The following is a 24,858-nucleotide window of genomic DNA, read 5'->3' as shown; positions in this document are numbered from 1 at the left end:
GTGGACGCGAGCAACTGAGGACAAGCCCTCGGCCTATTAGTACCAGTCACCTCCACCCGTTACCGGGCTTCCAGATCTGGCCTATCAACCCAGTCGTCTACTGGGAGCCTTACCCCATCTAGTGGGTGGGAACACTCATCTCGAAGCAGGCTTCCCGCTTAGATGCTTTCAGCGGTTATCCCTCCCGAACGTAGCCAACCAGCCATGCCCTTGGCAGGACAACTGGCACACCAGAGGTTCGTCCGTCCCGGTCCTCTCGTACTAGGGACAGCCCTTCTCAATGTTCCTGCGCGCGCAGCGGATAGGGACCGAACTGTCTCACGACGTTCTAAACCCAGCTCGCGTACCGCTTTAATGGGCGAACAGCCCAACCCTTGGGACCGACTCCAGCCCCAGGATGCGACGAGCCGACATCGAGGTGCCAAACCATCCCGTCGATATGGACTCTTGGGGAAGATCAGCCTGTTATCCCCGGGGTACCTTTTATCCGTTGAGCGACGGCGCTTCCACAAGCCACCGCCGGATCACTAGTCCCGACTTTCGTCCCTGCTCGACCCGTCGGTCTCACAGTCAAGCTCCCTTGTGCACTTACACTCAACACCTGATTGCCAACCAGGCTGAGGGAACCTTTGGGCGCCTCCGTTACTCTTTAGGAGGCAACCGCCCCAGTTAAACTACCCATCAGACACTGTCCCTGATCCGGATCACGGACCCAGGTTAGACATCCAGCACGACCAGACTGGTATTTCAACGACGACTCCACCCGAACTGGCGTCCAGGCTTCACAGTCTCCCAGCTATCCTACACAAGCCGAACCGAACACCAATATCAAACTATAGTAAAGGTCCCGGGGTCTTTCCGTCCTGCTGCGCGAAACGAGCATCTTTACTCGTAGTGCAATTTCACCGGGCCTATGGTTGAGACAGTCGAGAAGTCGTTACGCCATTCGTGCAGGTCGGAACTTACCCGACAAGGAATTTCGCTACCTTAGGATGGTTATAGTTACCACCGCCGTTTACTGGCGCTTAAGTTCTCAGCTTCGCCACACCGAAATGTGACTAACCGGTCCCCTTAACGTTCCAGCACCGGGCAGGCGTCAGTCCGTATACATCGCCTTACGGCTTCGCACGGACCTGTGTTTTTAGTAAACAGTCGCTTCTCGCTGGTCTCTGCGGCCACCCCCAGCTCGGAGAGCACGTCTCCTCACCAGTGATGGCCCCCCTTCTCCCGAAGTTACGGGGGCATTTTGCCGAGTTCCTTAACCATAGTTCACCCGAACGCCTCGGTATTCTCTACCTGACCACCTGAGTCGGTTTAGGGTACGGGCCGCCATGAAACTCGCTAGAGGCTTTTCTCGACAGCATAGGATCATCCACTTCACCACAATCGGCTCGGCATCAGGTCTCAGACTATGTGGCATGCGGATTTACCTACACACCGTCCTACACCCTTACCCCGGGACAACCACCGCCCGGGATGGACTACCTTCCTGCGTCACCCCATCACTCACCTACTACAGGTCTGGTCCGTCGGCTCCACCACTCCCCCTTGCCCGAAGGCTCCGGGGCGGCTTCACGGACTTAGCATCGCCTGGTTCACTGTTTGACGCTTCACAGCGGGTACCGGAATATCAACCGGTTATCCATCGACTACGCCTGTCGGCCTCGCCTTAGGTCCCGACTTACCCTGGGCAGATCAGCTTGACCCAGGAACCCTTAGTCAATCGGCGCACACGTTTCCCACGTGTGTATCGCTACTCATGCCTGCATTCTCACTCGTGAACCGTCCACCACTAGCTTCCGCTGCAGCTTCACCCGGCACACGACGCTCCCCTACCCATCCCAGCAGGCGTTGGCCCTATAGCTGGAATGACACGACTTCGGCGGTACGCTTGAGCCCCGCTACATTGTCGGCGCGGAATCACTAGACCAGTGAGCTATTACGCACTCTTTCAAGGGTGGCTGCTTCTAAGCCAACCTCCTGGTTGTCTGTGCGACTCCACATCCTTTCCCACTTAGCGTACGCTTAGGGGCCTTAGTCGATGCTCTGGGCTGTTTCCCTCTCGACCATGGAGCTTATCCCCCACAGTCTCACTGCCGTGCTCTCACTTACCGGCATTCGGAGTTTGGCTAAGGTCAGTAACCCGGTAGGGCCCATCGCCTATCCAGTGCTCTACCTCCGGCAAGAAACACACGACGCTGCACCTAAATGCATTTCGGGGAGAACCAGCTATCACGGAGTTTGATTGGCCTTTCACCCCTAACCACAGGTCATCCCCCAGGTTTTCAACCCTGGTGGGTTCGGTCCTCCACGAAGTCTTACCTCCGCTTCAACCTGCCCATGGCTAGATCACTCCGCTTCGGGTCTTGAGCGCGCTACTAAAACGCCCTATTCGGACTCGCTTTCGCTACGGCTTCCCCACACGGGTTAACCTCGCAACACACCGCAAACTCGCAGGCTCATTCTTCAAAAGGCACGCAGTCACGACTGTATGTGCAAGCACATACAGCGACGCTCCCACGGCTTGTAGGCACACGGTTTCAGGTACTATTTCACTCCGCTCCCGCGGTACTTTTCACCATTCCCTCACGGTACTATCCGCTATCGGTCACCAGGGAATATTTAGGCTTAACGGGTGGTCCCGCCAGATTCACACGGGATTTCTCGGGCCCCGTGCTACTTGGGTGTCTCTCAAACGAGCCGTTGATGTTTCGACTACGGGGGTCTTACCCTCTACGCCGGACCTTTCGCATGTCCTTCGCCTACACCAACGGTTTCTGACTCGTCTCACGGCCGGCAGACCATGAAAGAGAGATCCCACAACCCCGTATACGCAACCCCTGCCGGGTCTCACACGCATACGGTTTGGCCTCATCCGGTTTCGCTCGCCACTACTCCCGGAATCACGGTTGTTTTCTCTTCCTGCGGGTACTGAGATGTTTCACTTCCCCGCGTTCCCTCCACACACCCTATGTGTTCAGATGTGGGTGACAGCCCATGACGACTGCCGGGTTTCCCCATTCGGAAACCCCCGGATCAAAGCCTGGTTGACGACTCCCCGGGGACTATCGTGGCCTCCCACGTCCTTCATCGGTTCCTGGTGCCAAGGCATCCACCGTGCGCCCTTAAAAACTTGGCCACAGATGCTCGCGTCCACTGTGCAGTTCTCAAACAACGACCAACCACCCACCACCCCACCCACAAACGGGCGAGTTCACTGGGGCCGGCACTGAAGGCGACCAGACAAGCCGGCCGTACCCTCAGACACCCAACAGCGCGCCCGACCCGTCCCCGCCCGGAGATCATGCTTTCCACGCCCTCTTGCGAGAGCAGTACTTGCAAGCCTCCGACCCGTGAAACCGGCCGAATAATCAACGTTCCACCCATGAGCAACCAGCATCGGACATCCGCCGATGTACTGGCCTCTGACCGGAACCCCGAAAGGCCCCGGTAAGAAATGCTCCTTAGAAAGGAGGTGATCCAGCCGCACCTTCCGGTACGGCTACCTTGTTACGACTTCGTCCCAATCGCCAGTCCCACCTTCGACAGCTCCCTCCCCGTGAGGGGTTGGGCCACCGGCTTCGGGTGTTACCGACTTTCGTGACGTGACGGGCGGTGTGTACAAGGCCCGGGAACGTATTCACCGCAGCAATGCTGATCTGCGATTACTAGCAACTCCGACTTCATGGGGTCGAGTTGCAGACCCCAATCCGAACTGAGACCGGCTTTTTGAGATTCGCTCCGCCTCACGGCATCGCAGCTCATTGTACCGGCCATTGTAGCACGTGTGCAGCCCAAGACATAAGGGGCATGATGACTTGACGTCGTCCCCACCTTCCTCCGAGTTGACCCCGGCAGTCTCCTGTGAGTCCCCATCACCCCGAAGGGCATGCTGGCAACACAGAACAAGGGTTGCGCTCGTTGCGGGACTTAACCCAACATCTCACGACACGAGCTGACGACAGCCATGCACCACCTGTACACCGACCACAAGGGGGGCACCATCTCTGATGCTTTCCGGTGTATGTCAAGCCTTGGTAAGGTTCTTCGCGTTGCGTCGAATTAAGCCACATGCTCCGCTGCTTGTGCGGGCCCCCGTCAATTCCTTTGAGTTTTAGCCTTGCGGCCGTACTCCCCAGGCGGGGAACTTAATGCGTTAGCTGCGGCACCGACGACGTGGAATGTCGCCAACACCTAGTTCCCACCGTTTACGGCGTGGACTACCAGGGTATCTAATCCTGTTCGCTCCCCACGCTTTCGCTCCTCAGCGTCAGTAATGGCCCAGAGATCCGCCTTCGCCACCGGTGTTCCTCCTGATATCTGCGCATTTCACCGCTACACCAGGAATTCCGATCTCCCCTACCACACTCTAGTCTGCCCGTATCGAATGCAGACCCGGGGTTAAGCCCCGGGCTTTCACATCCGACGCGACAGACCGCCTACGAGCTCTTTACGCCCAATAATTCCGGACAACGCTTGCGCCCTACGTATTACCGCGGCTGCTGGCACGTAGTTAGCCGGCGCTTCTTCTGCAGGTACCGTCACTTGCGCTTCTTCCCTGCTGAAAGAGGTTTACAACCCGAAGGCCGTCATCCCTCACGCGGCGTCGCTGCATCAGGCTTTCGCCCATTGTGCAATATTCCCCACTGCTGCCTCCCGTAGGAGTCTGGGCCGTGTCTCAGTCCCAGTGTGGCCGGTCGCCCTCTCAGGCCGGCTACCCGTCGTCGCCTTGGTGAGCCACTACCTCACCAACAAGCTGATAGGCCGCGGGCTCATCCTTCACCGCCGGAGCTTTTAACCCCCACAGATGCCTGCGAGAGTATTATCCGGTATTAGACCCCGTTTCCAGGGCTTGTCCCAGAGTGAAGGGCAGATTGCCCACGTGTTACTCACCCGTTCGCCACTAATCCCCCACCGAAGCGGGTTCATCGTTCGACTTGCATGTGTTAAGCACGCCGCCAGCGTTCGTCCTGAGCCAGGATCAAACTCTCCGTGAATGTCAACCCGTAATCGGGTCACACCACGAGAGCGGAACAGTCAGGCGGAATAAGCCCGACCGTTCACAGCGTCCTCGCTGTGTTTACTACTTCAAAGGAACCTCAACCCACAGACAAAAGCCTGTGAGCCGGGGTATCAACAAACTTGGCGTTGATTTTTGGCACGCTGTTGAGTTCTCAAGGAACGGACGCTTCCTTCGTACTCACCCAAGAACACTCTCAGGCTTTCCTCTGGGCAGTTTCCCTTCGGTCCTACTATTCCTGCTGTTGTACTGTCCTGCTGTCTTGCGTTTCCGACTCTACCAGACCGTTTCCGTATCCGATTCCCTGTCGGCGGGACTGCCTCAGGCTTTTCGGCTTTCGCCTGTCGGCCTTTCGACATTCACTACGCTAGCCGATTCCCTCGGTAACTCATAATCGAGTTCCACCCGCTCGCAATTCGGTGTGCAGGCACGCCGAAATTGCCCCTGCGGAGAGGGAGTCATAGGTAGTGGGTTGGCCACTTCCGGCTGCAGGCGATCGCCGTACCCGGTTCAAGCGGCTCGGGCTACATTACGGACCCCCCAAGGGCTCGTCAAGTTGAGCGACGACGGGGCGCATGGGCTCGATAAGGGCTCACCGTAGGGTCGTTGGTGATCCAGAAGCGCCAGGGGTGCACGCCCCCGTCGCCGGCGACGCCGGTGCGCGGACCGCTGCTCACCTGCTCGGAGCGGACAGGGGTGCCGGTCAGGACCATGATCTGCGTGGACCCGGTGGCGCACGCGTCCGTACCGTCGAGGGTTCTGTCCACGTCCAGGGCCGTGGCCAGGCGGGCCGGGCCTTTGGCCAGTTCGTTATCGTTTCGGGCTGAAACTCGACGTTTGCGAGCCAGCTCGGTGCCCTCGATGATCTCGCCGGCCCGGAGCAGGACCCCGCTCGCCACACCCTCGGGGCCGCACACCAGGTTCATGCAGTGCCACATGCCATAGGTGAAGTAGACGTACACATGACCGGGCGGACCGAACATCACGCTGTTGCGGGGTGTGGGGCCGCGATAGGCGTGGGAGCCGGGGTCGTTCGAGCCGTCGTACGCCTCCACCTCTGTGAGGCGCAGTTCGATCGGGCCGTCCGGGGTGATGCGTACGAGGATTCGGCCCAGGAGGTCGGACGCGACCTCCAGTACCGGCCGGTCGAAGAACTCCCTGGGGAGGGGCGTACGGTCAGCGGGCGCGATCATGCCGCCCGAGCGTAGTGCAGGTGTGTCTCGGCGAACGGGGTGGCCAGGAAGCGTCCGCCTTGCCAGGGTTGGGGCGGAACCGGCCACGGTCGGATCGCGTTTCTAAGGATCAAGGGATCGCAAGGATCGCTGGAGAAGGAGAGACATGGCGTTCAAGAAGCTGCTCGCGAGCCTGGGTGCCGGTGGGGCTTCGGTCGAGACGGTGTTGACAGAGGTCAACGTCGTTCCGGGCGGTGTCGTCCAGGGTGAGGTGCGGATCCAGGGCGGTTCCGTCAACCAGCAGATCGAAGGGCTGTCCGTCGGACTCCAGGCCAAGGTCGAGGTCGAGGGCGGCGACCAGGAGTACAAGCAGGACATCGAGTTCACGAAGGTGCGGCTGGGCGGCGCCTTCGAGGTCCAGGCCGGTGCCGTGCACGTCGTGCCGTTCGGGCTGGAGATCCCGTGGGAGACACCGGTCACGATGATCGACGGTCAGGCGCTGCGCGGGATGCACATCGGGGTGACCACCGAGCTGGCCATCGCGCGTGCCGTCGACTCCGGTGACCTGGACCCCATCAACGTGCACCCGCTGCCCGCGCAGAAGGCGATCCTGGACGCCTTCGTCCAGTTGGGCTTCCGCTTCAAGAACGCGGACCTGGAGCGCGGTCACGTTCGCGGTACGCGGCAGAAGCTTCCCTTCTACCAGGAGGTCGAGTTCTTCCCGCCGGCGCAGTACCGGGGCCTGAACCAGGTCGAGTTGACCTTCGTCGCCGACGAGCACTCCATGGACGTCGTGCTGGAGATGGACAAGAAGCCGGGACTGTTCAGCGAGGGCAGCGACACCTTCCGGTCGTTCCAGGTGGGCCAGCACGACTACCAGGGCACGGACTGGGCGGCGTACCTGAACCAGTGGCTGGCCGAGGTCGGCAGCAAGCGCAACTGGTTCTAGTAGCGTCCGATACGGATCAGTTCCCGTCCCCGTCCCACCAGGAGGTACCGAGGTGACCGAGCTCAAGAGGCCGCCACTGCCGCACGACTTCCACCCTCCCGTGCCGTCGTTCACGGTCACGAGTGAGGATGTCGAAGCGGGTAAGACGCTCAAGGACGCTCAGGTCTACGCGTCCGGCAACACCTCGCCGCAGCTGCGGTGGGAGGGGTTCCCGCCGGAGACCAGGAGTTTCGCCGTGACCTGCTACGACCCGGACGCGCCTACGGGCAGCGGGTTCTGGCACTGGGTCGCGTTCGACATCCCTGCCTCGGTGACGGAGTTGCCTGCGGGCGCGGGCAGCGGCACGTTCGAAGGGCTGCCCGAGGGCGTGGTCCAGGTGCGCAACGACTACGGCACGAGGGACTTCGGCGGTGCCGCGCCGCCGGCCGGGGATGGTCCGCACCGCTATGTGTTCACGGTGTACGCCGTGGATCAGGAGAAGCTGGGTCCGGACGCGGACGCGTCGCCCGCGGTCGTCGGTTTCCATCTGCGGTTCCACGCGATCGCGCGTGCCCAACTCGTCGGTGAGTACGAGGTTCTCGCCGAAGACTGACGTTCATTGAACGTTTGCCCGCCTCTGGTCTTGGAAGTGATCAGAGGCGGGCATTTTTTATTGCGTTGTCCATCTCGGCGTGCCCGGCCAGAGTTGATCCAAGCCCGCCACGCGGTGGGCCTGTGAGCAGAGGAGGTGGGCTGGATGCGGGACACGCTGGTACTGAACGCGAGCTTCGAGCCGCTGTCGACGGTGACGTTGAACCGGGCCGTCGTTCTGGTGCTGCAGGACAAGGCTGTTGTCGAGCAGGCCCACCCCGAGATCCGTATGCGCGGAGCGGCGGTCGACATACCCGCGCCGCGTGTGATCAGGCTCTGCCGCTATGTCCGGGTGCCGTTCCGAAGACAAGCTCCGTGGTCGAGGCGTGGCGTGCTGGTCCGGGACCGGCACAGGTGCGCGTACTGCGGTCGGCGTGCGACGACCGTGGACCACGTGGTGCCGCGGGCGCAGGGCGGGCAGGACTCGTGGCTGAACACCGTAGCGTCGTGCGCGGAGGACAACCACCGTAAGGCGGCCCGGACTCCGGAGCAGGCGGGGATGCCGTTGCTGCGGCTGCCGTTCGAGCCTTCGCCTGCGGACGCGATGCTCCTGTCCTTGGGGCAGGGGGAGTTCGAGGCGCTGCCGGAGTGGCTGGTGCAGCCCGCGGCGTAGTCCGTGTGCGGGTCGGATGTGGTTGATCGCGCGGTTCCCCGCGCCTCTGAAGGGGCGCGGGGACACGCTCGCCGGGGTTCGGAGCAGCCGTCAGTCTGTGATTGACGGCTTTTCTCGGCGTTCGGTGCCACCGCCCGGGGTGTCTCCGCTGCCCGAACCGCCGCCCAGGTTGCCGAAGTTGCCCATGGCGCCGGACAGGCCCTTGAGGGCGTCGCCGATCTCACTGGGGACGATCCAGAGCTTGTTGGCGTCACCCTGGGCGATCTTCGGGAGCATCTGGAGGTACTGGTAGGAGAGGAGCTTCTGGTCCGGGTCACCGGCGTGGATGGCCTCGAAGACCGTACGGACGGCCTGGGCCTCGCCCTCGGCGCGCAGGGCCGCGGCCTTGGCCTCACCTTCTGCGCGCAGGATCGAGGACTGCTTCTCACCTTCCGCCGTGAGGATCTGGGACTGGCGGATACCTTCGGCGGTGAGGATCGCCGCGCGCTTGTCACGGTCGGCGCGCATCTGCTTCTCCATCGAGTCCTGGATGGAGGTCGGCGGCTCGATCGCCTTGAGCTCGACGCGGTTGACGCGGATGCCCCACTTGCCGGTGGCCTCGTCGAGGACTCCGCGCAGGGCCGCGTTGATCTCCTCGCGGGAGGTCAGGGTCCGCTCCAGGTCCATGCCACCGATGATGTTGCGGAGCGTGGTGACGGTGAGCTGCTCGATCGCCTGGATGTAGCTCGCGACCTCGTACGTCGCCGCCCGCGCGTCCGTCACCTGGTAGTAGATGACGGTGTCGATGTTGACGACCAGGTTGTCCTGGGTGATCACCGGCTGCGGCGGGAACGGTACGACCTGCTCGCGGAGGTCGATGCGGTTGCGGATGGTGTCGATGAACGGGACGACGATGTTCAGGCCCGCGTTGAGTGTCCGCGTGTACCGGCCGAACCGCTCCACGATGGCGGCGCTGGCCTGTGGGATGACCTGGATGGTCTTGATCAGGGCGATGAAGACCAACACCACCAGAATGATCAGGACGATGATGATGGGTTCCATCGTGGATCCCCGTATCCCTTCTCCGCCTTGACGCTCGCGGAAAGATCGTATGCCTGTTGAAGATCCTGCTTGTTGAAGATCTTGCTGGTCGAGTGTGACAGACCGTCGGCTGCCCCGTGGACGTTCCGTTCACTTGCGTCGTGCGAGGTCACATGACGATCGCCGTGGCTCCCTCGATCTCGACGACGTCCACCTCCTGGCCTACCTCGTAGGCTAGTTGGGGGTCGAGGGAGCGGGCAGACCAGATCTCTCCGGCGAGCTTGATCCGGCCACCACCGGATCCGTCGACACGCTCCAGGACGACGGCCTGTTTGCCCTTCAACGCGTCGATCCCGGACAGCAGTTGGGGCCGGTCAGCGCGGTGCCGGGTCGCGATGGGCCGTACGACGGCGATGAGCGCGGTCGAGACGACGGCGAACACGAGGACCTGGACGACGACTCCGCCGCCCAGTCCGGCCGCGACGGCAGCCGCCAGGGCGCCCACGGCGAGCATGCCCAGTTCCGGCATCGCGGTCACCACGAGCGGGATACCCAGCGCCACGGCGCCGACGAGCCACCACACCCATGCGTCGATGTCGTTCACATCGTCATGGTAGGTCCGCGGGCCTGGTCACCGACAGGGCGCCGATCAACTTGGCGCAGGGTTCTTCCAGTTGTTCCACAAGGGGGTTCGTGGGACGTCAGGACATCGAAAGGCCCTGCGCGGTCCAGCGTTCGCCGACCTGCTCGACGAGAAGGGGAAGGCCGAAGCACATCGACAGGTTGCGGGAGGTGAGTTCGAGCTCCAGGGGACCGGCGGCGAGCACCTTGCCCTGACGGATCATCAGGACGTGGGTGAAGCCCGGGGCGATCTCCTCGACATGGTGCGTGACCATGATCATGGAGGGTGCGATCGGGTCGCGGGCGAGACGGCCGAGACGGCGTACGAGGTCCTCGCGACCGCCGAGGTCGAGACCGGCGGCGGGCTCGTCGAGGAGGAGCAGCTCGGGGTCGGTCATCAGGGCGCGGGCGATCAGGGTGCGCTTGCGCTCGCCCTCCGAGAGGGTGCCGAAGCGACGGTCGAGGTAGTCGCTCATGCCGAGGCGGTCGAGGAAGGCGCGGGCGCGCTGTTCGTCGATGTCCTCGTACTCCTCCTGCCAGCCGGCCGTCATGCCGTAGGCGGCGGTCAGTACCGTCTGGAGCACGGTCTGGCGCTTGGGCAGCTTGTCGGCCATGGCGATGCCGGCCATGCCGATGCGCGGGCGCAGGTCGAAGACGTCGACCTTGCCGAGGGTTTCGCCGAGGATGGTGGCGGTGCCCTGGCTGGGGAAGAGGTAACTGGAAGCGAGGTTCAGGAGGGTTGTCTTCCCGGCGCCGTTCGGGCCGAGGATGACCCAGCGCTCGCCCTCCTTGACCGACCAGGAGACCTGGTCCACCAGAGCCCGGCCCTCGCGGACCACGGATACGTCCTCCAGCTCCAGAACATCGCTCATGAGCGGGTTGTCTCCCATTGCAGTGTCGGCCAGTCTCGCGTTCGTGTGCGCCTGTGGGCACAGCCCCCCACGAAATCTACGCCACCGGTCGGCCGGTCCCTCCCCTCGGTCGGTCCTTAGGGTGGGTGCATGCTTTCGGAACCACGCTCAGGACGACTGGCCGCATGGGGAAATGCCCTGTTGGCCGGACTTGTTTCGCCGGACGACGCGGTAGTGGCCATCGTCGGGGAGGACGCGGTGCACCGGGTCGAGGGGCTGCCCGGTGAGCCCGCGCCCGTCGGTCTCACGCTCGCGCTGGGACGGCTGCGGACGCTCGGTGCGTCCGGGCTGCGGATCGCGCTGCCCGCGCCGGGGCATCCGCTCGGGCTGAGCGGGCCCCCCGACTTCAACGCGCGGGCGCTGGAAGCGGAGGAGGCGGTGATCTGCGAGGGCACCGCGCTGGGGCTGGTCCCCGAGGTGTACGAGGCCGGGCCGGCCGGGGACGTGCACGTCGAGGTCGTCTGGCACTGCATGCCGGTGCGTGAGGCGCCGCCCGCCGACGTGCCGTCCCTCGGGGAGGCCGAGCGCGAGCTGGCCGAGGCTCTCCGGGACGCGACGGCGGTGTTGTCGCAGTTGGACGTCGCCGGTTCGGGTCCGGTCGCGGAGGCGGCCGTCGACGCTTACCGGGCGCGGGCGGAGCGAGGACGCGAGGTGTTGGCGCCGGGGTATCCGCCGCGGGCGGTACGGGTGCTGGCGCTGGCGCAGCGGGTGGGGCTGCTGATCTCGGTGGCGTCCGAGAACGGGCCCGGCGGGGCGGTGAGCGCGTCGGAGATCGCTGCGCGGGCGGAGGCGTTGCGGCCGGTGGAGCGGACGGCTCGGCGGGCGCAGGTCGCGGCGTACAACTCCGTTGTGGAGGAGCGGGGGGTGCGGTGAGGTTTGTTGTGCGGTGCGAGTCGGATGGTGTGGGCGTTGCTGGGGGTTGCCGCACCCAGGCCCCCGCTTCGGCCTGAACGGCCTCGCCCTCGAACTTCCCCAGAGGGGGACCCCCAGACGGGCTGGAATGCCGGTCGGCGCAAGCCGGAAGCCCCGCGAACCAGGTTCTCGTTCGCGGGGCTTCCGGCGTCGTGATGTCAGTCGTTCACGCCGTTGTTGCCGAAGGCCGGGTTCAGCAGGCCGATGACGTTGACGCTGTCGCCGACCACGTTGACCGGGACGTGCACGGGGATCTGGCCGAGGTTGCCCGACCCCACGCCGGGCGACTTCGCGGTCACGCCGTGGGCGCCCGCGTCGGCGGCAGCGACACCGGCACCCGCGGCCGCGGCGGCACCGGCGATGGTGACGGCCACGGCGGCCTTCTTGGCGATGTTCATGGGATGCGTCCTCCTGCGATTGCGTGGGCGACCCGGCCACGGGTCGTACGCTGCGCAACGCGGGAGGGGTACCGCGCGACACGGACCACGGAGGCAGACTGCCCGTTTGGGGCAATCCGTCGCATCGGACCGGCCTCCCGGGCGTACCCAGGAGGCCGGAGGTCAGGACCTCAGCACTTCAGTACTTCAGTACTTCAGTACTTCGGCGGTTCGGTTCCTCAGTGGTTGAGGCCGAGGTTGCCGAAAGCGGGGTTCAGCACGCCGATGACGTTGACGCTGTTGCCCACCGCGTTCACCGGGATGTGCACCGGGGCCTGGACGAGGTTGCCCGAGGCGACGCCCGGCGAGCCCACGGCCTGGCCATTGGCGTGCGAGCCCTCCGTGGCGGAGGCGAAACCGGCGCCGGCGGCGATCAGGCCACCTGCCACCATCGTCACGGCGGCGGCCTTCTTCAGGTTCTTCACTTCTGAGCCCTCCCATTGCGTTCACCGCGGCAGGTCGCCGCAGTACGCACTGAAGAACGCCGGAGATCCACGAAGGATGCGCCATCCGGGGGACATTCCCACGACGGTATGAATCTCAGCCCGGAAGGGAACCTTCCGAATTGCCGGTCATCCGGTCACACCATGACGTACCGCCCACAACGCCGCCTGCGTGCGGTCGGCCACGTCGAGTTTCATCAGGATGTTCGAGACATGCGTCTTGACCGTCTTCTCGGACAGCACCAGGGCACGGGCTATCTCCCGGTTCGAACGGCCGTCCGCGATCAGGGTCAGCACCTCCCGCTCCCGCTCGGTGAGCGAACCGCCCCTCCCCTGCCCCGAGTGCGTTTCCTCCTGGCTCAGCAGCGCGCCCGCGACCTCGGGCTGGAGCAGGATGTGCCCGGCGTGCACGGAGCGGATGGCGCCGGCGAGGGCGTCCGGGTCGATGTCCTTGTAGACGTACCCGGCGGCGCCCGCGCGCAGGGCGGGGACCACCGTGCGCTGCTCGGTGAAGCTCGTGACGATCAGCACGCGCGCGGGGTTGTCGAGTTCGCGGAGTCTGCGCAGCGCCTCGACGCCGTCCATGCCCGGCATCTTGACGTCCATGAGGACGACGTCGGGTTTCAGTTCCTGCGCGCGGTCGACTCCCTCCGCACCGTCCGACGCCTCGCCCACGACCTCGATGTCGTCCTGCACTTCGAGGAACGTGCGCAGGCCCCGGCGGACCACCTGGTGGTCGTCGACGAGCAGCACCCTGATTGCGTCAGCCACCGGGGACCTCCATCTCGATCGTGGTGCCCTTTCCGGGCGCCGATGCCACATCCAGCCGCCCGCCGACCCCGCTCGCCCGGTCCCGCATGGAGACCAGGCCGAGGTGGCGTCCGGCGCTGCGCACCGCCGTCGGGTCGAAGCCGCTGCCGTCGTCGGTGACACTCAGGGCGGCGCCCGGCCCTCTTCTCGCCAGGGTCACCTCCACCAGGGCCGCCCCGGAGTGCCTCAGCGCGTTGTGCAGGGCCTCCTGGGCGACCCGCAGCAGGGCTTCCTCCTGGGCGGCCGGCAGGGCGCGGACCCCGCGGCTCTCGAAGGTCACGCGCGCGGAGTGCGCGCGGTCGAGGACCTGGATGTGGGTGCGGAGCGTGGCGATCAGGCCGTCCTCGTCCAGGGCCGTGGGGCGCAGTTCCACGACCGCCGCGCGCAGTTCGTCGGCCGCCTCCGCGGCGAGGGCTGCCACCTGTTGCAGCTCGCCCTTGGCCCGGGCGGGGTCGCGGTCCACGAGGGTGGCGGCGGCCTGGGCCGTCAGGCGCAGGGAGAACAGTTTCTGGCTGACCGCGTCGTGCAGTTCGTGGGCGAGGCGGGAACGCTCCTCGGCGATGGTCAGTTCGCGGCTGCGTTCGTAGAGGCGGGCGTTGGTCAGGGCGATCGCCGCGTGCTGGGCCAGGATGGCGAGGAGGTCCTCGTCGTCCTCGGTGAAGCCGCAGCCGTCGGACGGTTTCGGACAGTTCTTGTTGGCGAGGAACAGGGCGCCCAGTACCTCGTCGCCGTCCCGGATCGGCAGGCCCAGGAAGTCGGACATGTCGGGGTGGGCGGACGGCCAGCCCTCGAAGCGCGGGTCCTCGCGGACGTCGGCCAGGCGCTCGGGGCGGGCCTCGCGCAGCATCGCGGCGAGGATGCCGTGCTGGCGCGGGAGCGGGCCGATGGCCTTCCACTGGGCGTCGCTGACGCCGTCGACCACGAACTGGGCGAAGCCGCCGTGGTCGTCCGGGACCCCCAGCGCCGCGTACTGCGCGTCGAGCAGCTCTCTGGCGGAGGCGACGATCGTCTTGAGGACGTCGCGCACCTCCAGGTGCCTGCTCATGGCCAGCAGCGCGGCGCTCACCGCGGCCAGGCCGGACCGTGGTCCTCGACTCATGACCTCACGGTACCGGCGGGGTGTGACAGCGCGTATCCGTCCTGTGTCGGCCCCGCCTGGTCCGGAGGACCTAGGGCGAAGGGCCTCACGTGTTGCGGCCCCCGGACGAGGCGGCCGGGACGGTCGCGTTCCTACGTTGGACGCACCGCCGATCATCGGCGGCCGAGGACGAGGGGACGCGTGTCATGCCGGTAGCGATCATCACAGGGGCTTCCAAGGGGCTGGGGCGGGCGCTGGCCTCGGCGCTGGCGCAACGTGGCTGGGATCTCGTGCTGGACGCCAGGACCCCGGAGGTCCTGCACACCACCGCCGAGGTGCTCGCCGCGCACGGAGTACGGGTGGAGGCCCTCCCCGGTGACGTCACGGACGCCGGTCACCGTGCCGGGCTGGTGTCGGCGGCGCGGAAGCTGGGCGGCGTCGATCTTCTGGTGAGCAACGCGAGCGCGTTGGGCGCCGAACCCCTCGTACGGCTGGAGGAGCTGTCCCTGGAGGGGTTGCGGCGGGCGCTGGAGGTGAACGTGGTGGCCGCGCTGGGTCTGGTCCAGGAGGCGTTGCCGGCGCTGCGGGAGTCGGCGGCCGGGACGGTGATCGCGGTCAGTTCGGACGCGGCGGCGGAGGCGTACGAGACGTGGGGCGGCTACGGGGCGTCCAAGGCGGCCCTCGACCAGCTGGCGGCGGTGCTCGGGGAGGAGGAGCCCGGGTTGCGGGTCTGGGCGGTCGACCCCGGTGACATGGGGACGGACCTGTACTCGGCGGCCGTACCGGACGATGCCGATCCGCGGCCGGAGCCCGGCAGTGTCGTGCCGGCCTTTCTGCGGCTGCTGGACGAGCGGCCGGCGAGTGGGCGGTACTCGGCGCCGTCCCTGCTGGAGGGGCGATGACATTGGCCGTACGGGTACCGGAGGAGTTGTCGGCGCGGGTGCCGGCCGAGCAGCGCGGGCCGGGGCTGGGCCGGGACGACGTACGGCTGCTGGTGTCGCGGGGGACGACGGTGTCGCATCACGCGTTCGCCGAGCTGCCCCGGCAGCTGCGGGCCGGGGATCTGCTCGTCGTCAACACGTCGTCGACGCTGGCCGCCGCCGTGGACGGGTGGATCGGGCACGCGCGCGTGGTGGTGCATTTCTCGACGCGCGGGGACGACGGACGGTGGGCCGTCGAGCTGCGGGATCCCGACGGAACGGGCACCACGCGTGCGCGTGCGGGCGTCGCGGGGACGGCCGTACGGCTGCCCGGGGGTGCGGGGCTGGTCCTGGAGGAGCCTCTGACCGTGCGCGGTCCCCGGCTTTGGTGGGCGCGGGTGGACGGGCAGGTGCTGTCTCTCCTGCGGGGGCACGGGCGGCCCATTCGGTACTCCTACACGGAACGCGACCAGCCGTTGTCCGTCTATCAGACGGTGTTCGCGCTGCCGTCCTGCGACGGGGCGGGCAGCGCGGAGATGCCGAGCGCCGCGCGGCCCTTCACCGCGCGGCTGGTGGCGGAGCTGGTGAGCCGGGGGGTGCAGTTCGCGCCCGTCACGCTGCACACGGGGGTCGCGTCCGCGGAGGCGCACGAGCCGCCGTATCCGGAGCGGTTCGCGGTGCCGGAGACCTCGGCGCGGCTGATCAACGCCGTGCGGGCCGGGGACGGACGGGTCGTGGCGGTCGGTACGACGGCCGTACGGGCCGTGGAGTCGGCGGTGGGGCCGGACGGTGCGGTCAGGGCGGCCGAGGGGTGGACCGACCTGGTGGTGACACCCGGGCGCGGGGTGCGGGTCGTGGACGGGCTGCTGACGGGGCTGCACGAGCCGGAGGCGTCGCACCTGCTGATGCTGGAGGCGGTCGCGGGGCGGGCTGCCGTCGACCGGGGGTACGAGGAGGCGCTGCGGGAGCGGTACCTGTGGCACGAGTTCGGGGACGTGCATCTCCTCCTTCCGGCGGAGGCGGGCGGCAGCCCCCTCACGCTGAGCATTGCTCCCGCAACCAATGGTGAGGCGGGCGCCCGGCCGATGTGACCCCGCGCATAGGACCCACATCACTTACTAGAGGCCATAGGAGACAAACGTCCACCCGGTGAGCGGGAAAGACGCTCCTGTCTGTCCCGTTTTGCCCTTACTGGGTCCACTACCCCTCGTAGTACGTCACACCTTTGCCACAGGATTTTGCGGCCGCTAAGAATGGCAGCCGTCGCTCAGCGCCGCGGGTTCCGCCCGCGGCGTTTGTGCCGGAAGCACGCCTGTCCCCCGGGCACCGAGCGACGTCCGCGCTATTCGAAGAGGTCCATCCGCCATGTCCAAGAACACCGCCACTCCTGGTCATAGTCGTACGTCGGCCAGGACCCGCAGGCTCGCGATCGCCGGTGCCGCCACGCTCGCCTCCGCCGCCCTCGCGTTCACCCTCGTGCCGGGCAGCGCGCAGAGCGGCTCCGAGGCCGTCTCCGCCGCTCCGGTGGTGTTCGACCAGAGCCAGATCAAGGACGTGAAGGCGAGCGTCACCGACCAGCTGGCCGGCGCGACGGTGCAGGCCGAGGCCGCCGCGGCGAAGAAGAAGGCCGCCGACGCGGCTGCCGCGAAGAAGGCCGCGGCGAAGAAGAAGGCTGCGGCGAAGGCCGCGAAGGAGCGCAGGGCGAAGGAGGCCGCGAGCCGGTCCGCCAAGCGCGCCGCGCTCAAGAAGGCCGCCACGAAGACGTACAGCAACAACCTCGACGGCTGGATCCGCGAGGCCCTCGACATCATGGGGAACAAGGGCATCCCGGGCTCCTACAACGGCCTGTACCGCAACATCATGCGGGAGTCGACGGGCAACCCGAACGCCGTCAACGGCTGGGACGTCAACGCCCAGAACGGCACCCCGTCGATCGGTCTGCTCCAGGTCATCCAGCCGACCTTCAACGCGTACCACGTCTCCGGGACGTCGACGAACATCTACGACCCGGTCGCCAACATCACGGCCGCCGCCAACTACGCGGCCGACAAGTACGGCTCGATCGACAACGTCAACGGCGCGTACTGAGGCCTGCGCGGACCTCCGACACGCAGCGGACCTCCAACCCGTACATGCGGAAGGGCGGCACCCCCACCGGGGTGCCGCCCTTCACCGTCCTGCGGCCGTGGCCGTCACTTGCGCATGACCTCGGGCTCGTGGCGCCGCAGGAAGCGGGCCACGAAGAAGCCGCAGATCACGCCGATGGCGATCAGAGCGGCCATGTCGATGCCCCAGGCGGTGGCCGTGTGGTCCCAGAGGGGGTCCGTGCTGCCGGGGTCGTCGACGTTCGGACTGATCTTGTTGAAGTCGAGGGTGGCGCCGGCCGCGGCGACCGCCCAGCGGGACGGCATCAGGTACGAGAACTCGTTGACGCCGATGTTGCCGTGCAGGATGAACAGGCAGCCCGTGAACACGACCTGGATGATCGCGAACATGACGAGCAGCGGCATGGTCTTCTCGGAGGTCTTCACCAGCGAGGAGATGACCAGGCCGAACATCATCGAGGAGAAGCCGAGCGCCATGATCGGGATGGAGAGTTCGAGCAGCACGAACTTGCCGAAGATCAGGCCCTCGTCGGGGATCGTGCGGCTGGAGAATCCGATCGCGCCGACCATGAGGCCCTGGAGGACCGTGATGAAACCGAGGACGATCACCTTGGACATCAGATACGCGGAGCGCGACAGGCCGGTCGCGCGCTCCCGTTCGTAGATGACCCGTTCCTTGATCAGCTCGCGGACGGAGTTCGCGGCGCCGGCGAAGCAGGCTCCGACGGCGAGGATGAGGAGCACGGTGGTGGCCGTGCCGTTCGGGACGTTCAGGCCGTTCCTGGCCACCTTGCCGGGCAGCAGGGTCTTGTCCGGGTCGATGAGCAGGCTCACCGCGCCGAGTACCGCGGGCAGGATCACCGTCAGGGCCAGGAAGCCCTTGTCGGAGGCAATGACCGTCACGTACCGCCGGATCAGGGTCATCAGCTGTGAGCCCCAGCCCTGCGGCTTGGGCGGGCGCATGGCCTGTGCGGCGGGCATGTCCACGGACTGCGGGGCGACGGCGTCGATGTCCGCGGCGTACATCTGGTAGTGCTGCGAGCCCTTCCAGCGCCCCGCCCAGTCGTAGTCGCGGTAGTTCTCGAAGGCGGAGAAGACGTCGGCCCAGGTGTCGTAGCCGAAGAAGTTCAGGGCCTCCTCGGGCGGGCCGAAGTACGCCACCGAGCCGCCCGGCGCCATCACCAGGAGTTTGTCGCAGATCGCCAGTTCGGCCACGGAGTGCGTGACGACGAGGACCGTACGGCCGTCGTCGGCGAGGCCGCGCAGCAGCTGCATGACGTCACGGTCCATGCCCGGGTCGAGGCCGGAGGTCGGCTCGTCCAGGAAGATCAGCGACGGCTTGGTGAGCAGTTCCAGGGCCACCGAGACGCGCTTGCGCTGGCCGCCGGAGAGGGAGGTGACCTTCTTCTCCTTGTGGATGTCGAGCTTCAGCTCGCGCAGCACCTCGCCTATGCGGTGCTCACGCTCCTCCGTCGTGGTGTCGGCGGGGAAGCGCAGTTTGGCCGCGTATTTGAGGGCCTTCTTGACGGTCAGTTCCTTGTGCAGGATGTCGTCCTGCGGGACCAGACCGATGCGCTGGCGCAGCTCGGCGAACTGCTTGTACAGGTTGCGGTTGTCGTACAGGACGTCGCCCTGGTTGGCGGGCCGGTAGCCCGTGAGCGCCTTCAGGAGCGTCGACTTGCCGGAGCCGGACGGGCCGATGACCGCGATCAGCGACTTCTCCGGGACACCGAAGGAGACGTCCTTCAGGATCTGCTTGCCGCCGTCCACGGTGACCGTCAGATGACGGGCCGAGAAGGAGATCTCGCCGGTGTCGACGAACTCCTCCAGGTGATCGCCGACCAGGCGGAACGTGGAGTGGCCGACGCCGACGATGTCGTTCGGGCCGAGCAGCGCGGTGCCGCCCTTGGCGATCGGCATGCCGTTGACGTACGTACCGTTGTGCGAGCCCAGGTCGTGGATCTCGAAGCGTCCGTCGGGCGTCGCGTGGAACTCGGCGTGGTTGCGGGAGACCTGGAGGTCGGAGACGACCAGGTCGTTCTCCAGGGCGCGGCCGATGCGCATCACCCGGCCGAGGTGCAGCTGGTGGAAGGTGGTCGGGCTGCGGTCGCCGTACACCGGCGGCGCGCCCGCGCCGGGGCCCTGCTGCTGCGGCACCGAGGCGGACTGCTGCTGCGGCTCATGCTGCGGCCAGCTCTGTTCCGGCGCCTGCTGCTGGGGCGGCTGGGCCCAGCCGGGGCTCGCGCCCTGGGCCGCGAACGGCTGCTGCTGAGGCTGTGCCGCCTGCGGCGTCGCCACCGGGGCCGCACTGCTGGAGAGGTTCAGACGGGGGCCGTCGGTCGCGTTGCCGAGATGGACGGCCGAGCCCGGCCCGATCTCCATCTGGTGGATGCGCTGGCCCTGCACGAAGGTGCCGTTGGTGCTTCCGTGGTCCTCGATGACCCAGCTGCGACCGCCCCAGCTGATCGTGGCGTGCCGCCAGGAGACCCTGGCGTCATCGAGCACGATGTCCCCCTGCGGATCACGCCCGAGGGTGTATGGCCTGGACGAATCGAGCGTCCAGGTCCGTTCGTTCAGTTCCAGTACGAGTTCCGGCACTCCATGCCCCACTGAGTTGTCCCCCGAAATTTGCCCCAACACGGGGAGTCTAGGGATGTCGAACATCGGGGGGAACTATTTCAGGCTCAGCCCCCTGACCGAAAGTCGGGCCTTGCGGACGGGGCGTGGAAGCGGACAGCGACGCGCCGTTGACGGGGTGGAAACCGGCCCGGAGAGTGGTAATCCCACGCGAGGGGGACACGCGGGGTGGACCGCCGCCGCGCGGATCGGGGGCTGACGATGGGCATCGAGACCGCCGAGCAAGGCGGGAGGCTGCCGTGGGGAGACGTACTGCTCTCCGCGGTCGCCTCTGTGAGCTGGGCGTTGATCGGAATGGCGGGCACCGCGGCGCTCGGTCTGCATCTGCTGGAGGCGGATGCGACGGCCTCGCTGGGGCCGATGACCGCGGCGGTTGTGGCACTTGGGGCGGGTGGTTCGGTCACTCCGTCCGGTGACGTGTCGGCCTTCGGCCTGAAAGGGGCGGAGGCGGCGACCGCCGTCGAGATCGCGCCACTGGGCGTCGGCCTGGTGGGCGCGCTGCTCCTGTCATGGTTCTTCCTCCGCTCCCTGCGCGGGGCGGGAGCGGTGATCCCGCTGTCCGAACTCCTCACGCGCGCGGGCACGGTGGTCGCCCTCTTCGTGGCCACCCTGGGCGGGCTGGCCTGGGCGGGGCACGACCTCATCACCATCGACGGGGGCGGTCTGGGCCTCGACAGCCTGCCGGGCACGGGCGGTGACGGAGGCGGGGGCCTCGACGTCCCCGGGCTCGGTGACATCAGCGGGCTGCTGCCCGACCGGGTCGGCGACCTGATCGACGCGAAGGCGGCGGTCGGCTTCACCGTCGACACCCTGCCCACCCTGCTCGGGGGGCTGGTCTGGGCGGCCGGGGTCCTGACGATCGCCCTCCTGGCGTCCCGCCGCACTCCCCTGCCGCCCGGCTGGGAAGCGGTCCACCGCGTCGTACGTCCGGCCGCGTCCGCCCTGGTCACCGTCGCGCTGGTGGCGGTGGCCGCGGGGTTCGCGGCAGCCGCGTACGCGGCGATCGGCGACGCCCACCCCAAGCGCATCGCGGGCGCGGCACTGCTCGGCGCCCCCAACGGGGTCTGGCTGGGTATCTCGATCGGCCTGTTCGTCCCGTTCGACGGCAGCGCGTCCGGGGTGCTCGTGAACGTCCTCCCGGACCCCCTCGACCGGCTGCTCAGCTCGGCGGACGACCAGTCGGTCAGCCTCGGGAAACTGGCCGAACTGGACAACCGGGTGTGGCTGCTGGGGGTCGCGGCGGTCCTGACGATGCTGCTCGCGGGCGTCCTCGCCGCGGCCCGGACACCGCTGGCCCGAGGTGTCGGCCCGGACGACGTCGACGGGCGGGTGCCCCTCGCCGTACGGGATCCGGGTGCGCTGCGTTTCGCCGGCCGCTGCGCGTTGCGGCTGGGGCTGGTGACCGCGGTGGCGCTGCCGCTGTTCACCTGGCTGGCGGAGGTGTCCGTGGACGCCTCGATCTCGGTCCTGGGCTTCGACGCGTTCGGCGCCGGAATCGAACTGCACGGGCAACTGGTCGCGGCCCTGCTGCTGGGCGCGGTCTGGGGCGCGGCAACGGGAGCCGTCGGCGCGCTGCTGGCGTACGCGAGCGGGGCGGCGGGCCGGCGGGCGGTGCCGTTGGCACTGGGTGACGCGTCGGCCGGGCCGGGCGGGACGCCTGCCGCTGTGGGGGCGAGCGGGGTGACGGGTGCGGCGGCCGAGGAGGCGCGGTACGGGGTTCACCCCGAGCAGGCCGGCGCCGGCGGCCCCGGTCCGTACGCCGGCCCGTACGCGCCCAGTTCGCCGTACCGGCCGCCGAACCGCGACACCAATCCGTACCTACGGATTCCCGAAGGGCATGCGGAACCCGAGGACGCGCGGCCGGCCGGGGCGGGGCCGCCCTACGGGGGCGGGTGGGCGCCCGATGCCCCGCGTACGGAGGCATGGTCGCCCGACAGGAGCAGCGCGCCCGGGCGGACCGGTTCCGGCGAGGGAAGCGGGCCTGGCTCGGGCTCGGGCAGCGGCTCCGGTGAGCAGCGCGGCTCGGGTGACGGGGGTGGTCCGGGTGAGGGGGAGCAGCCGCCCGAGAACCTGTACGGCCTTCCCACCATGGCCAGGCCGTTCTCGCCGCCGCCCCGACGGCCCGGACGGCCCAGGGGCGGCCCGTCGGAGTCCGCGCCGGAGAAACGGACCCCTCCCCCGCCCCCGCCGCCTCCTCCACCGCCGCCCCCGCCGCCTCCGCGGACGCCAAAGGGGCGTCGCTGACCTGCCCGTAAGGTCTTCGCCACCCCCGGGAAACGTACTGTTCGCCGTCCGTCAGGCGGACCGCGTGCGCGGTAGGCACTGGGTGCCGGATACGGTGGAAACACCATGAACGCTACGCAGACCGCTGACGTACCCACTCTTCTCGTCAAAATCTTCGGCAAGGACAGGCCCGGCATCACCGCAGGCCTGTTCGACACGCTTGCCGCCTACTCCGTGGACGTGGTCGACATCGAGCAGGTCGTCACGCGTGGCCGCATGGTGCTGTGCGCGCTCGTGACGCAGCCGCCTGCCGGGCTCGAAGGCGATCTGCGGGCCACCGTCCACAGCTGGGCGGAGTCCATGAAGATGCAGGCGGAGATCATCTCGGGGCTCGGTGACAACCGGCCGCGCGGGCTCGGGCGTTCCCTCGTCACCGTGCTCGGGCATCCGCTGACCGCCGAGTCGACCGCTGCCATCGCCGCACGGATCACCAGGACCGGCGGCAACATCGACCGTATCTTCCGGCTCGCCAAGTACCCCGTGACGGCTGTTGAGTTCGCCGTCTCCGGGGTCGCGACCGAGGTGCTGCGCACCGCCCTGGTCACCGACGCGGCGGCACTCGGTGTCGATGTCGCGGTCGTCGCGGCCGGGTTGCACCGGCGGGCTCAGCGTCTGGTCGTCATGGACGTGGACTCGACGCTCATCCAGGACGAGGTGATCGAGCTCTTCGCCGCGCACGCGGGATGCGAGGACGAGGTCGCCAAGGTGACCGCCGCCGCGATGCGCGGGGAACTGGACTTCGAGCAGTCGCTGCACGCGCGCGTGGCACTGCTCAAGGGGCTCGACGCGTCGGTGGTGGACAAGGTCCGCAGCGAGGTCCGGCTCACGCCGGGGGCGCGCACCCTGATCCGTACGCTGAAGCGGCTCGGCTTCGAAGTAGGTGTCGTCTCAGGTGGGTTCACCCAGGTCACGGATGATCTGAAGGAGCGGCTCGGGCTGGACTTCGCCCAGGCCAACACGTTGGAGATCGTCGACGGGAAGCTGACGGGCAAGGTCGTCGGCGAGATCGTGGACCGGGCGGGCAAGGCCCGGCTGCTGCGGCGGTTCGCCGCGGAGGCCGGGGTGCCGCTGGACCAGACCGTGGCGATCGGTGACGGGGCGAACGACCTGGACATGCTGAACGCGGCGGGACTCGGCGTCGCCTTCAACGCCAAGCCGGTCGTGCGGGAGGCCGCGCACACGGCGGTGAACTTCCCCTTCCTGGACACCGTGCTGTATCTGCTGGGGGTCACTCGGGAAGAGGTCGAAGCGGCGGACACCCAGGAGTAGCCCGCTGGGAGCCTCGGGGGCCGGTTCTTCGATGGGGCTCGTGCTTCGTCGTAGGCAGCAGGCAGCAGGCAGCACAGGCTGTGCCGCCTGCTGTCGCCGGGATCTACTCCGTCGGTGCCCAGAAGTCGAGCAGTGTCGCCGTCCCGGGCTCCAGGCCCTTCCAGGAGCCCGTGAAGGACAGGGTCGCGAAGGCCGCCGCCGGGAAGCCTCGGCTGTTCAGCCTGGTGCGGGGGTCGCTCTCGGTCTCGGCGGCCAGGATGTCGGTGAGGGCCTGCACGCCTGGGTTGTGGCCGATCAGGACCACGTTCTGGGTGTCGTCCGGGGTTTCGTTGAGCAGGGCGATGAGCTCGCCGGGTGAGGCGTCGTAGATCCGCTCCTCATAGACGGTCTTCGGCCGTTGCGGGAATTCCTGGACGGCGAGTTTCCAGGTCTCGCGGGTCCGGGCGGCGGTGGAGCAGAGAGCCAGGTCGAAAGGGATACCGGTGTCGGCCAGCCTGCGCCCGGCGACAGCGGCGTCCTTGCGGCCCCGGTCGGCCAGTGGTCGCTCGTGGTCGGCGACCTGGGGCCAGTCGGCTTTCGCATGCCGGAAGAGGACGATCCTGCGGGGTTCTGCGACGCTCATGGCACCCAGCTTCGCATGAAATACGCCATGGAGCGCAGGGAGTTGACGGGCGGCTCCGCAGGTGGGAATGAGGTGTTCACGGCGCTCAGCGCGTCATCAGGTCCCGTGCGCGCTCAAGGAAGTGGGCGATGGCCGGGTCGCCCGTCGCAGCCTGTGCGTCGGTCGGGTTCAGCATCAGCGCGAGCAGCGCGACGAAGGCGATCGTCGGCAGTGCCAGGGCCCACCACGGCAGCCGTATGTCGACTCCACGCGTGGTCGCCGGAAGGGGCCGGGAGTGCGTGCGGGCCGACATGGTGCCTCCGTGGGTCTTCGAGCCGTCCGTGGCCGGCATCTCGCGGCCACACCTCGAAGTTACGGAAGCCGCGGCCCTCAACCCATCCGGAGATCCACCCACTTGACCCTGAGA

The 24,858-nt window shown here is 67.3% G+C and carries 20 protein-coding genes and 2 rRNA genes; 9 read left to right on the top strand and 13 right to left on the bottom strand.

What is annotated here, in order from left to right:
* Nucleotides 1-16: 16 nt before the first annotated feature.
* The 3 genes from OG595_RS34055 to OG595_RS34045 form a co-directional block, all read right to left on the bottom strand.
* A 23S ribosomal RNA gene (locus OG595_RS34055) occupies nucleotides 17-3,139 on the bottom strand.
* 329 nt (nucleotides 3,140-3,468) lie between these two features.
* Nucleotides 3,469-4,997 (bottom strand): 16S ribosomal RNA (locus OG595_RS34050).
* Together the 16S and 23S rRNA genes form the textbook arrangement of a ribosomal RNA operon.
* A gap of 574 nt (nucleotides 4,998-5,571) precedes the next feature.
* Entirely contained in the window at nucleotides 5,572-6,213 is a 642-nt protein-coding gene (locus OG595_RS34045; protein WP_329278788.1) for a DNA-3-methyladenine glycosylase, read from the bottom strand.
* A gap of 145 nt (nucleotides 6,214-6,358) precedes the next feature.
* Here OG595_RS34045 and OG595_RS34040 point away from each other — a divergent pair, with 145 nt between their 5' ends.
* The 3 genes from OG595_RS34040 (at nucleotide 6,359) to OG595_RS34030 (ending at nucleotide 8,384) form a co-directional block, all read left to right on the top strand.
* Complete coding sequence (locus OG595_RS34040) at nucleotides 6,359-7,141, top strand: sporulation protein (RefSeq protein WP_329278786.1); 783 nt, start codon at nucleotides 6,359-6,361, stop codon at nucleotides 7,139-7,141.
* A 52-nt stretch (nucleotides 7,142-7,193) separates the two neighbouring features.
* Nucleotides 7,194-7,733: a YbhB/YbcL family Raf kinase inhibitor-like protein gene (locus OG595_RS34035; protein WP_329278783.1), complete on the top strand. Its 540-nt coding sequence runs from the start codon at nucleotides 7,194-7,196 to the stop codon at nucleotides 7,731-7,733.
* 144 nt (nucleotides 7,734-7,877) lie between these two features.
* Complete coding sequence (locus OG595_RS34030; RefSeq protein WP_327693945.1) at nucleotides 7,878-8,384, top strand: HNH endonuclease; 507 nt, start codon at nucleotides 7,878-7,880, stop codon at nucleotides 8,382-8,384.
* A 90-nt stretch (nucleotides 8,385-8,474) separates the two neighbouring features.
* Here the strand turns inward: OG595_RS34030 and OG595_RS34025 are convergent, their stop codons facing one another.
* The 3 genes from OG595_RS34025 to OG595_RS34015 form a co-directional block, all read right to left on the bottom strand.
* Complete coding sequence (locus tag OG595_RS34025) at nucleotides 8,475-9,425, bottom strand: SPFH domain-containing protein (RefSeq protein ID WP_329278781.1); 951 nt, start codon at nucleotides 9,423-9,425, stop codon at nucleotides 8,475-8,477.
* A gap of 148 nt (nucleotides 9,426-9,573) precedes the next feature.
* Nucleotides 9,574-10,008: an NfeD family protein gene (locus tag OG595_RS34020; protein WP_329278779.1), complete on the bottom strand. Its 435-nt coding sequence runs from the start codon at nucleotides 10,006-10,008 to the stop codon at nucleotides 9,574-9,576.
* Nucleotides 10,009-10,105: 97 nt separating this feature from the next.
* Nucleotides 10,106-10,897 (bottom strand): ABC transporter ATP-binding protein, encoded by a 792-nt coding sequence (locus OG595_RS34015; RefSeq protein WP_189150109.1) that lies wholly within the window; start codon nucleotides 10,895-10,897, stop codon nucleotides 10,106-10,108.
* A gap of 129 nt (nucleotides 10,898-11,026) precedes the next feature.
* On the opposite strand from OG595_RS34015, the gene OG595_RS34010 reads away from it, so the two are divergent.
* The gene (locus tag OG595_RS34010; RefSeq protein ID WP_329278775.1) at nucleotides 11,027-11,809 is read left to right on the top strand and encodes a hypothetical protein; all 783 of its coding nucleotides are present in this window, start codon (nucleotides 11,027-11,029) and stop codon (nucleotides 11,807-11,809) included.
* A gap of 197 nt (nucleotides 11,810-12,006) precedes the next feature.
* Here OG595_RS34010 and OG595_RS34005 read toward each other — a convergent pair whose 3' ends face one another.
* From OG595_RS34005 to OG595_RS33990, 4 genes are all read right to left on the bottom strand, one after another.
* Nucleotides 12,007-12,246 carry a chaplin gene (locus OG595_RS34005; protein ID WP_329278774.1) on the bottom strand — a complete coding sequence of 80 codons (240 nt, stop codon included), beginning with the start codon at nucleotides 12,244-12,246 and terminating at the stop codon, nucleotides 12,007-12,009.
* A 218-nt stretch (nucleotides 12,247-12,464) separates the two neighbouring features.
* The gene (gene chpE, locus OG595_RS34000; RefSeq protein ID WP_327693950.1) at nucleotides 12,465-12,710 is read right to left on the bottom strand and encodes a chaplin ChpE; all 246 of its coding nucleotides are present in this window, start codon (nucleotides 12,708-12,710) and stop codon (nucleotides 12,465-12,467) included.
* A gap of 147 nt (nucleotides 12,711-12,857) precedes the next feature.
* Complete coding sequence (locus OG595_RS33995; protein ID WP_329278772.1) at nucleotides 12,858-13,499, bottom strand: response regulator transcription factor; 642 nt, start codon at nucleotides 13,497-13,499, stop codon at nucleotides 12,858-12,860.
* Entirely contained in the window at nucleotides 13,492-14,637 is a 1,146-nt protein-coding gene (locus tag OG595_RS33990; protein ID WP_329278770.1) for a GAF domain-containing sensor histidine kinase, read from the bottom strand. The genes OG595_RS33995 and OG595_RS33990 overlap by 8 nt, the downstream gene beginning before the upstream one ends.
* 185 nt (nucleotides 14,638-14,822) lie before the next feature.
* On the opposite strand from OG595_RS33990, the gene OG595_RS33985 reads away from it, so the two are divergent.
* The 3 genes from OG595_RS33985 to OG595_RS33975 all read left to right on the top strand — a co-directional run bounded on the left by OG595_RS33985 (nucleotide 14,823) and on the right by OG595_RS33975 (nucleotide 17,624).
* Entirely contained in the window at nucleotides 14,823-15,518 is a 696-nt protein-coding gene (locus OG595_RS33985) for an SDR family NAD(P)-dependent oxidoreductase (protein WP_329278768.1), read from the top strand.
* Complete coding sequence (locus OG595_RS33980; protein WP_329278766.1) at nucleotides 15,515-16,627, top strand: S-adenosylmethionine:tRNA ribosyltransferase-isomerase; 1,113 nt, start codon at nucleotides 15,515-15,517, stop codon at nucleotides 16,625-16,627. The genes OG595_RS33985 and OG595_RS33980 overlap by 4 nt, the downstream gene beginning before the upstream one ends.
* Nucleotides 16,628-16,901: 274 nt before the next feature.
* Complete coding sequence (locus tag OG595_RS33975; RefSeq protein ID WP_329278765.1) at nucleotides 16,902-17,624, top strand: transglycosylase SLT domain-containing protein; 723 nt, start codon at nucleotides 16,902-16,904, stop codon at nucleotides 17,622-17,624.
* A gap of 104 nt (nucleotides 17,625-17,728) precedes the next feature.
* Here the strand turns inward: OG595_RS33975 and OG595_RS33970 are convergent, their stop codons facing one another.
* Complete coding sequence (locus tag OG595_RS33970) at nucleotides 17,729-20,239, bottom strand: ABC transporter ATP-binding protein/permease (protein ID WP_329278763.1); 2,511 nt, start codon at nucleotides 20,237-20,239, stop codon at nucleotides 17,729-17,731.
* Nucleotides 20,240-20,479: 240 nt separating this feature from the next.
* On the opposite strand from OG595_RS33970, the gene OG595_RS33965 reads away from it, so the two are divergent.
* The gene (locus OG595_RS33965) at nucleotides 20,480-22,522 is read left to right on the top strand and encodes a streptophobe family protein (protein ID WP_329278761.1); all 2,043 of its coding nucleotides are present in this window, start codon (nucleotides 20,480-20,482) and stop codon (nucleotides 22,520-22,522) included.
* Between the two features lie 105 nt (nucleotides 22,523-22,627).
* On the top strand, nucleotides 22,628-23,830 hold the full coding sequence (gene serB / locus OG595_RS33960; protein WP_329278759.1) for a phosphoserine phosphatase SerB: 1,203 nt from the start codon (nucleotides 22,628-22,630) through the stop codon (nucleotides 23,828-23,830).
* A gap of 103 nt (nucleotides 23,831-23,933) precedes the next feature.
* Here serB and OG595_RS33955 read toward each other — a convergent pair whose 3' ends face one another.
* Together OG595_RS33955 and OG595_RS33950 are read right to left on the bottom strand one after the other, a co-directional pair.
* Nucleotides 23,934-24,452 (bottom strand): SixA phosphatase family protein, encoded by a 519-nt coding sequence (locus tag OG595_RS33955; protein ID WP_329278757.1) that lies wholly within the window; start codon nucleotides 24,450-24,452, stop codon nucleotides 23,934-23,936.
* Between the two features lie 85 nt (nucleotides 24,453-24,537).
* Nucleotides 24,538-24,744, bottom strand: coding sequence for a hypothetical protein (locus OG595_RS33950; RefSeq protein WP_329283432.1), 207 nt, complete (start codon nucleotides 24,742-24,744; stop codon nucleotides 24,538-24,540).
* Between the last annotated feature and the right edge of the window lie 114 nt (nucleotides 24,745-24,858).

Origin of the sequence: Streptomyces sp. NBC_01451, assembly GCF_036227485.1 — a bacterium.
GTDB lineage: Bacteria > Actinomycetota > Actinomycetes > Streptomycetales > Streptomycetaceae > Streptomyces.
The sequence above is the reverse complement of the archived record's forward strand: the minus strand, read 5'-3'. Positions and strand labels throughout refer to the sequence as shown.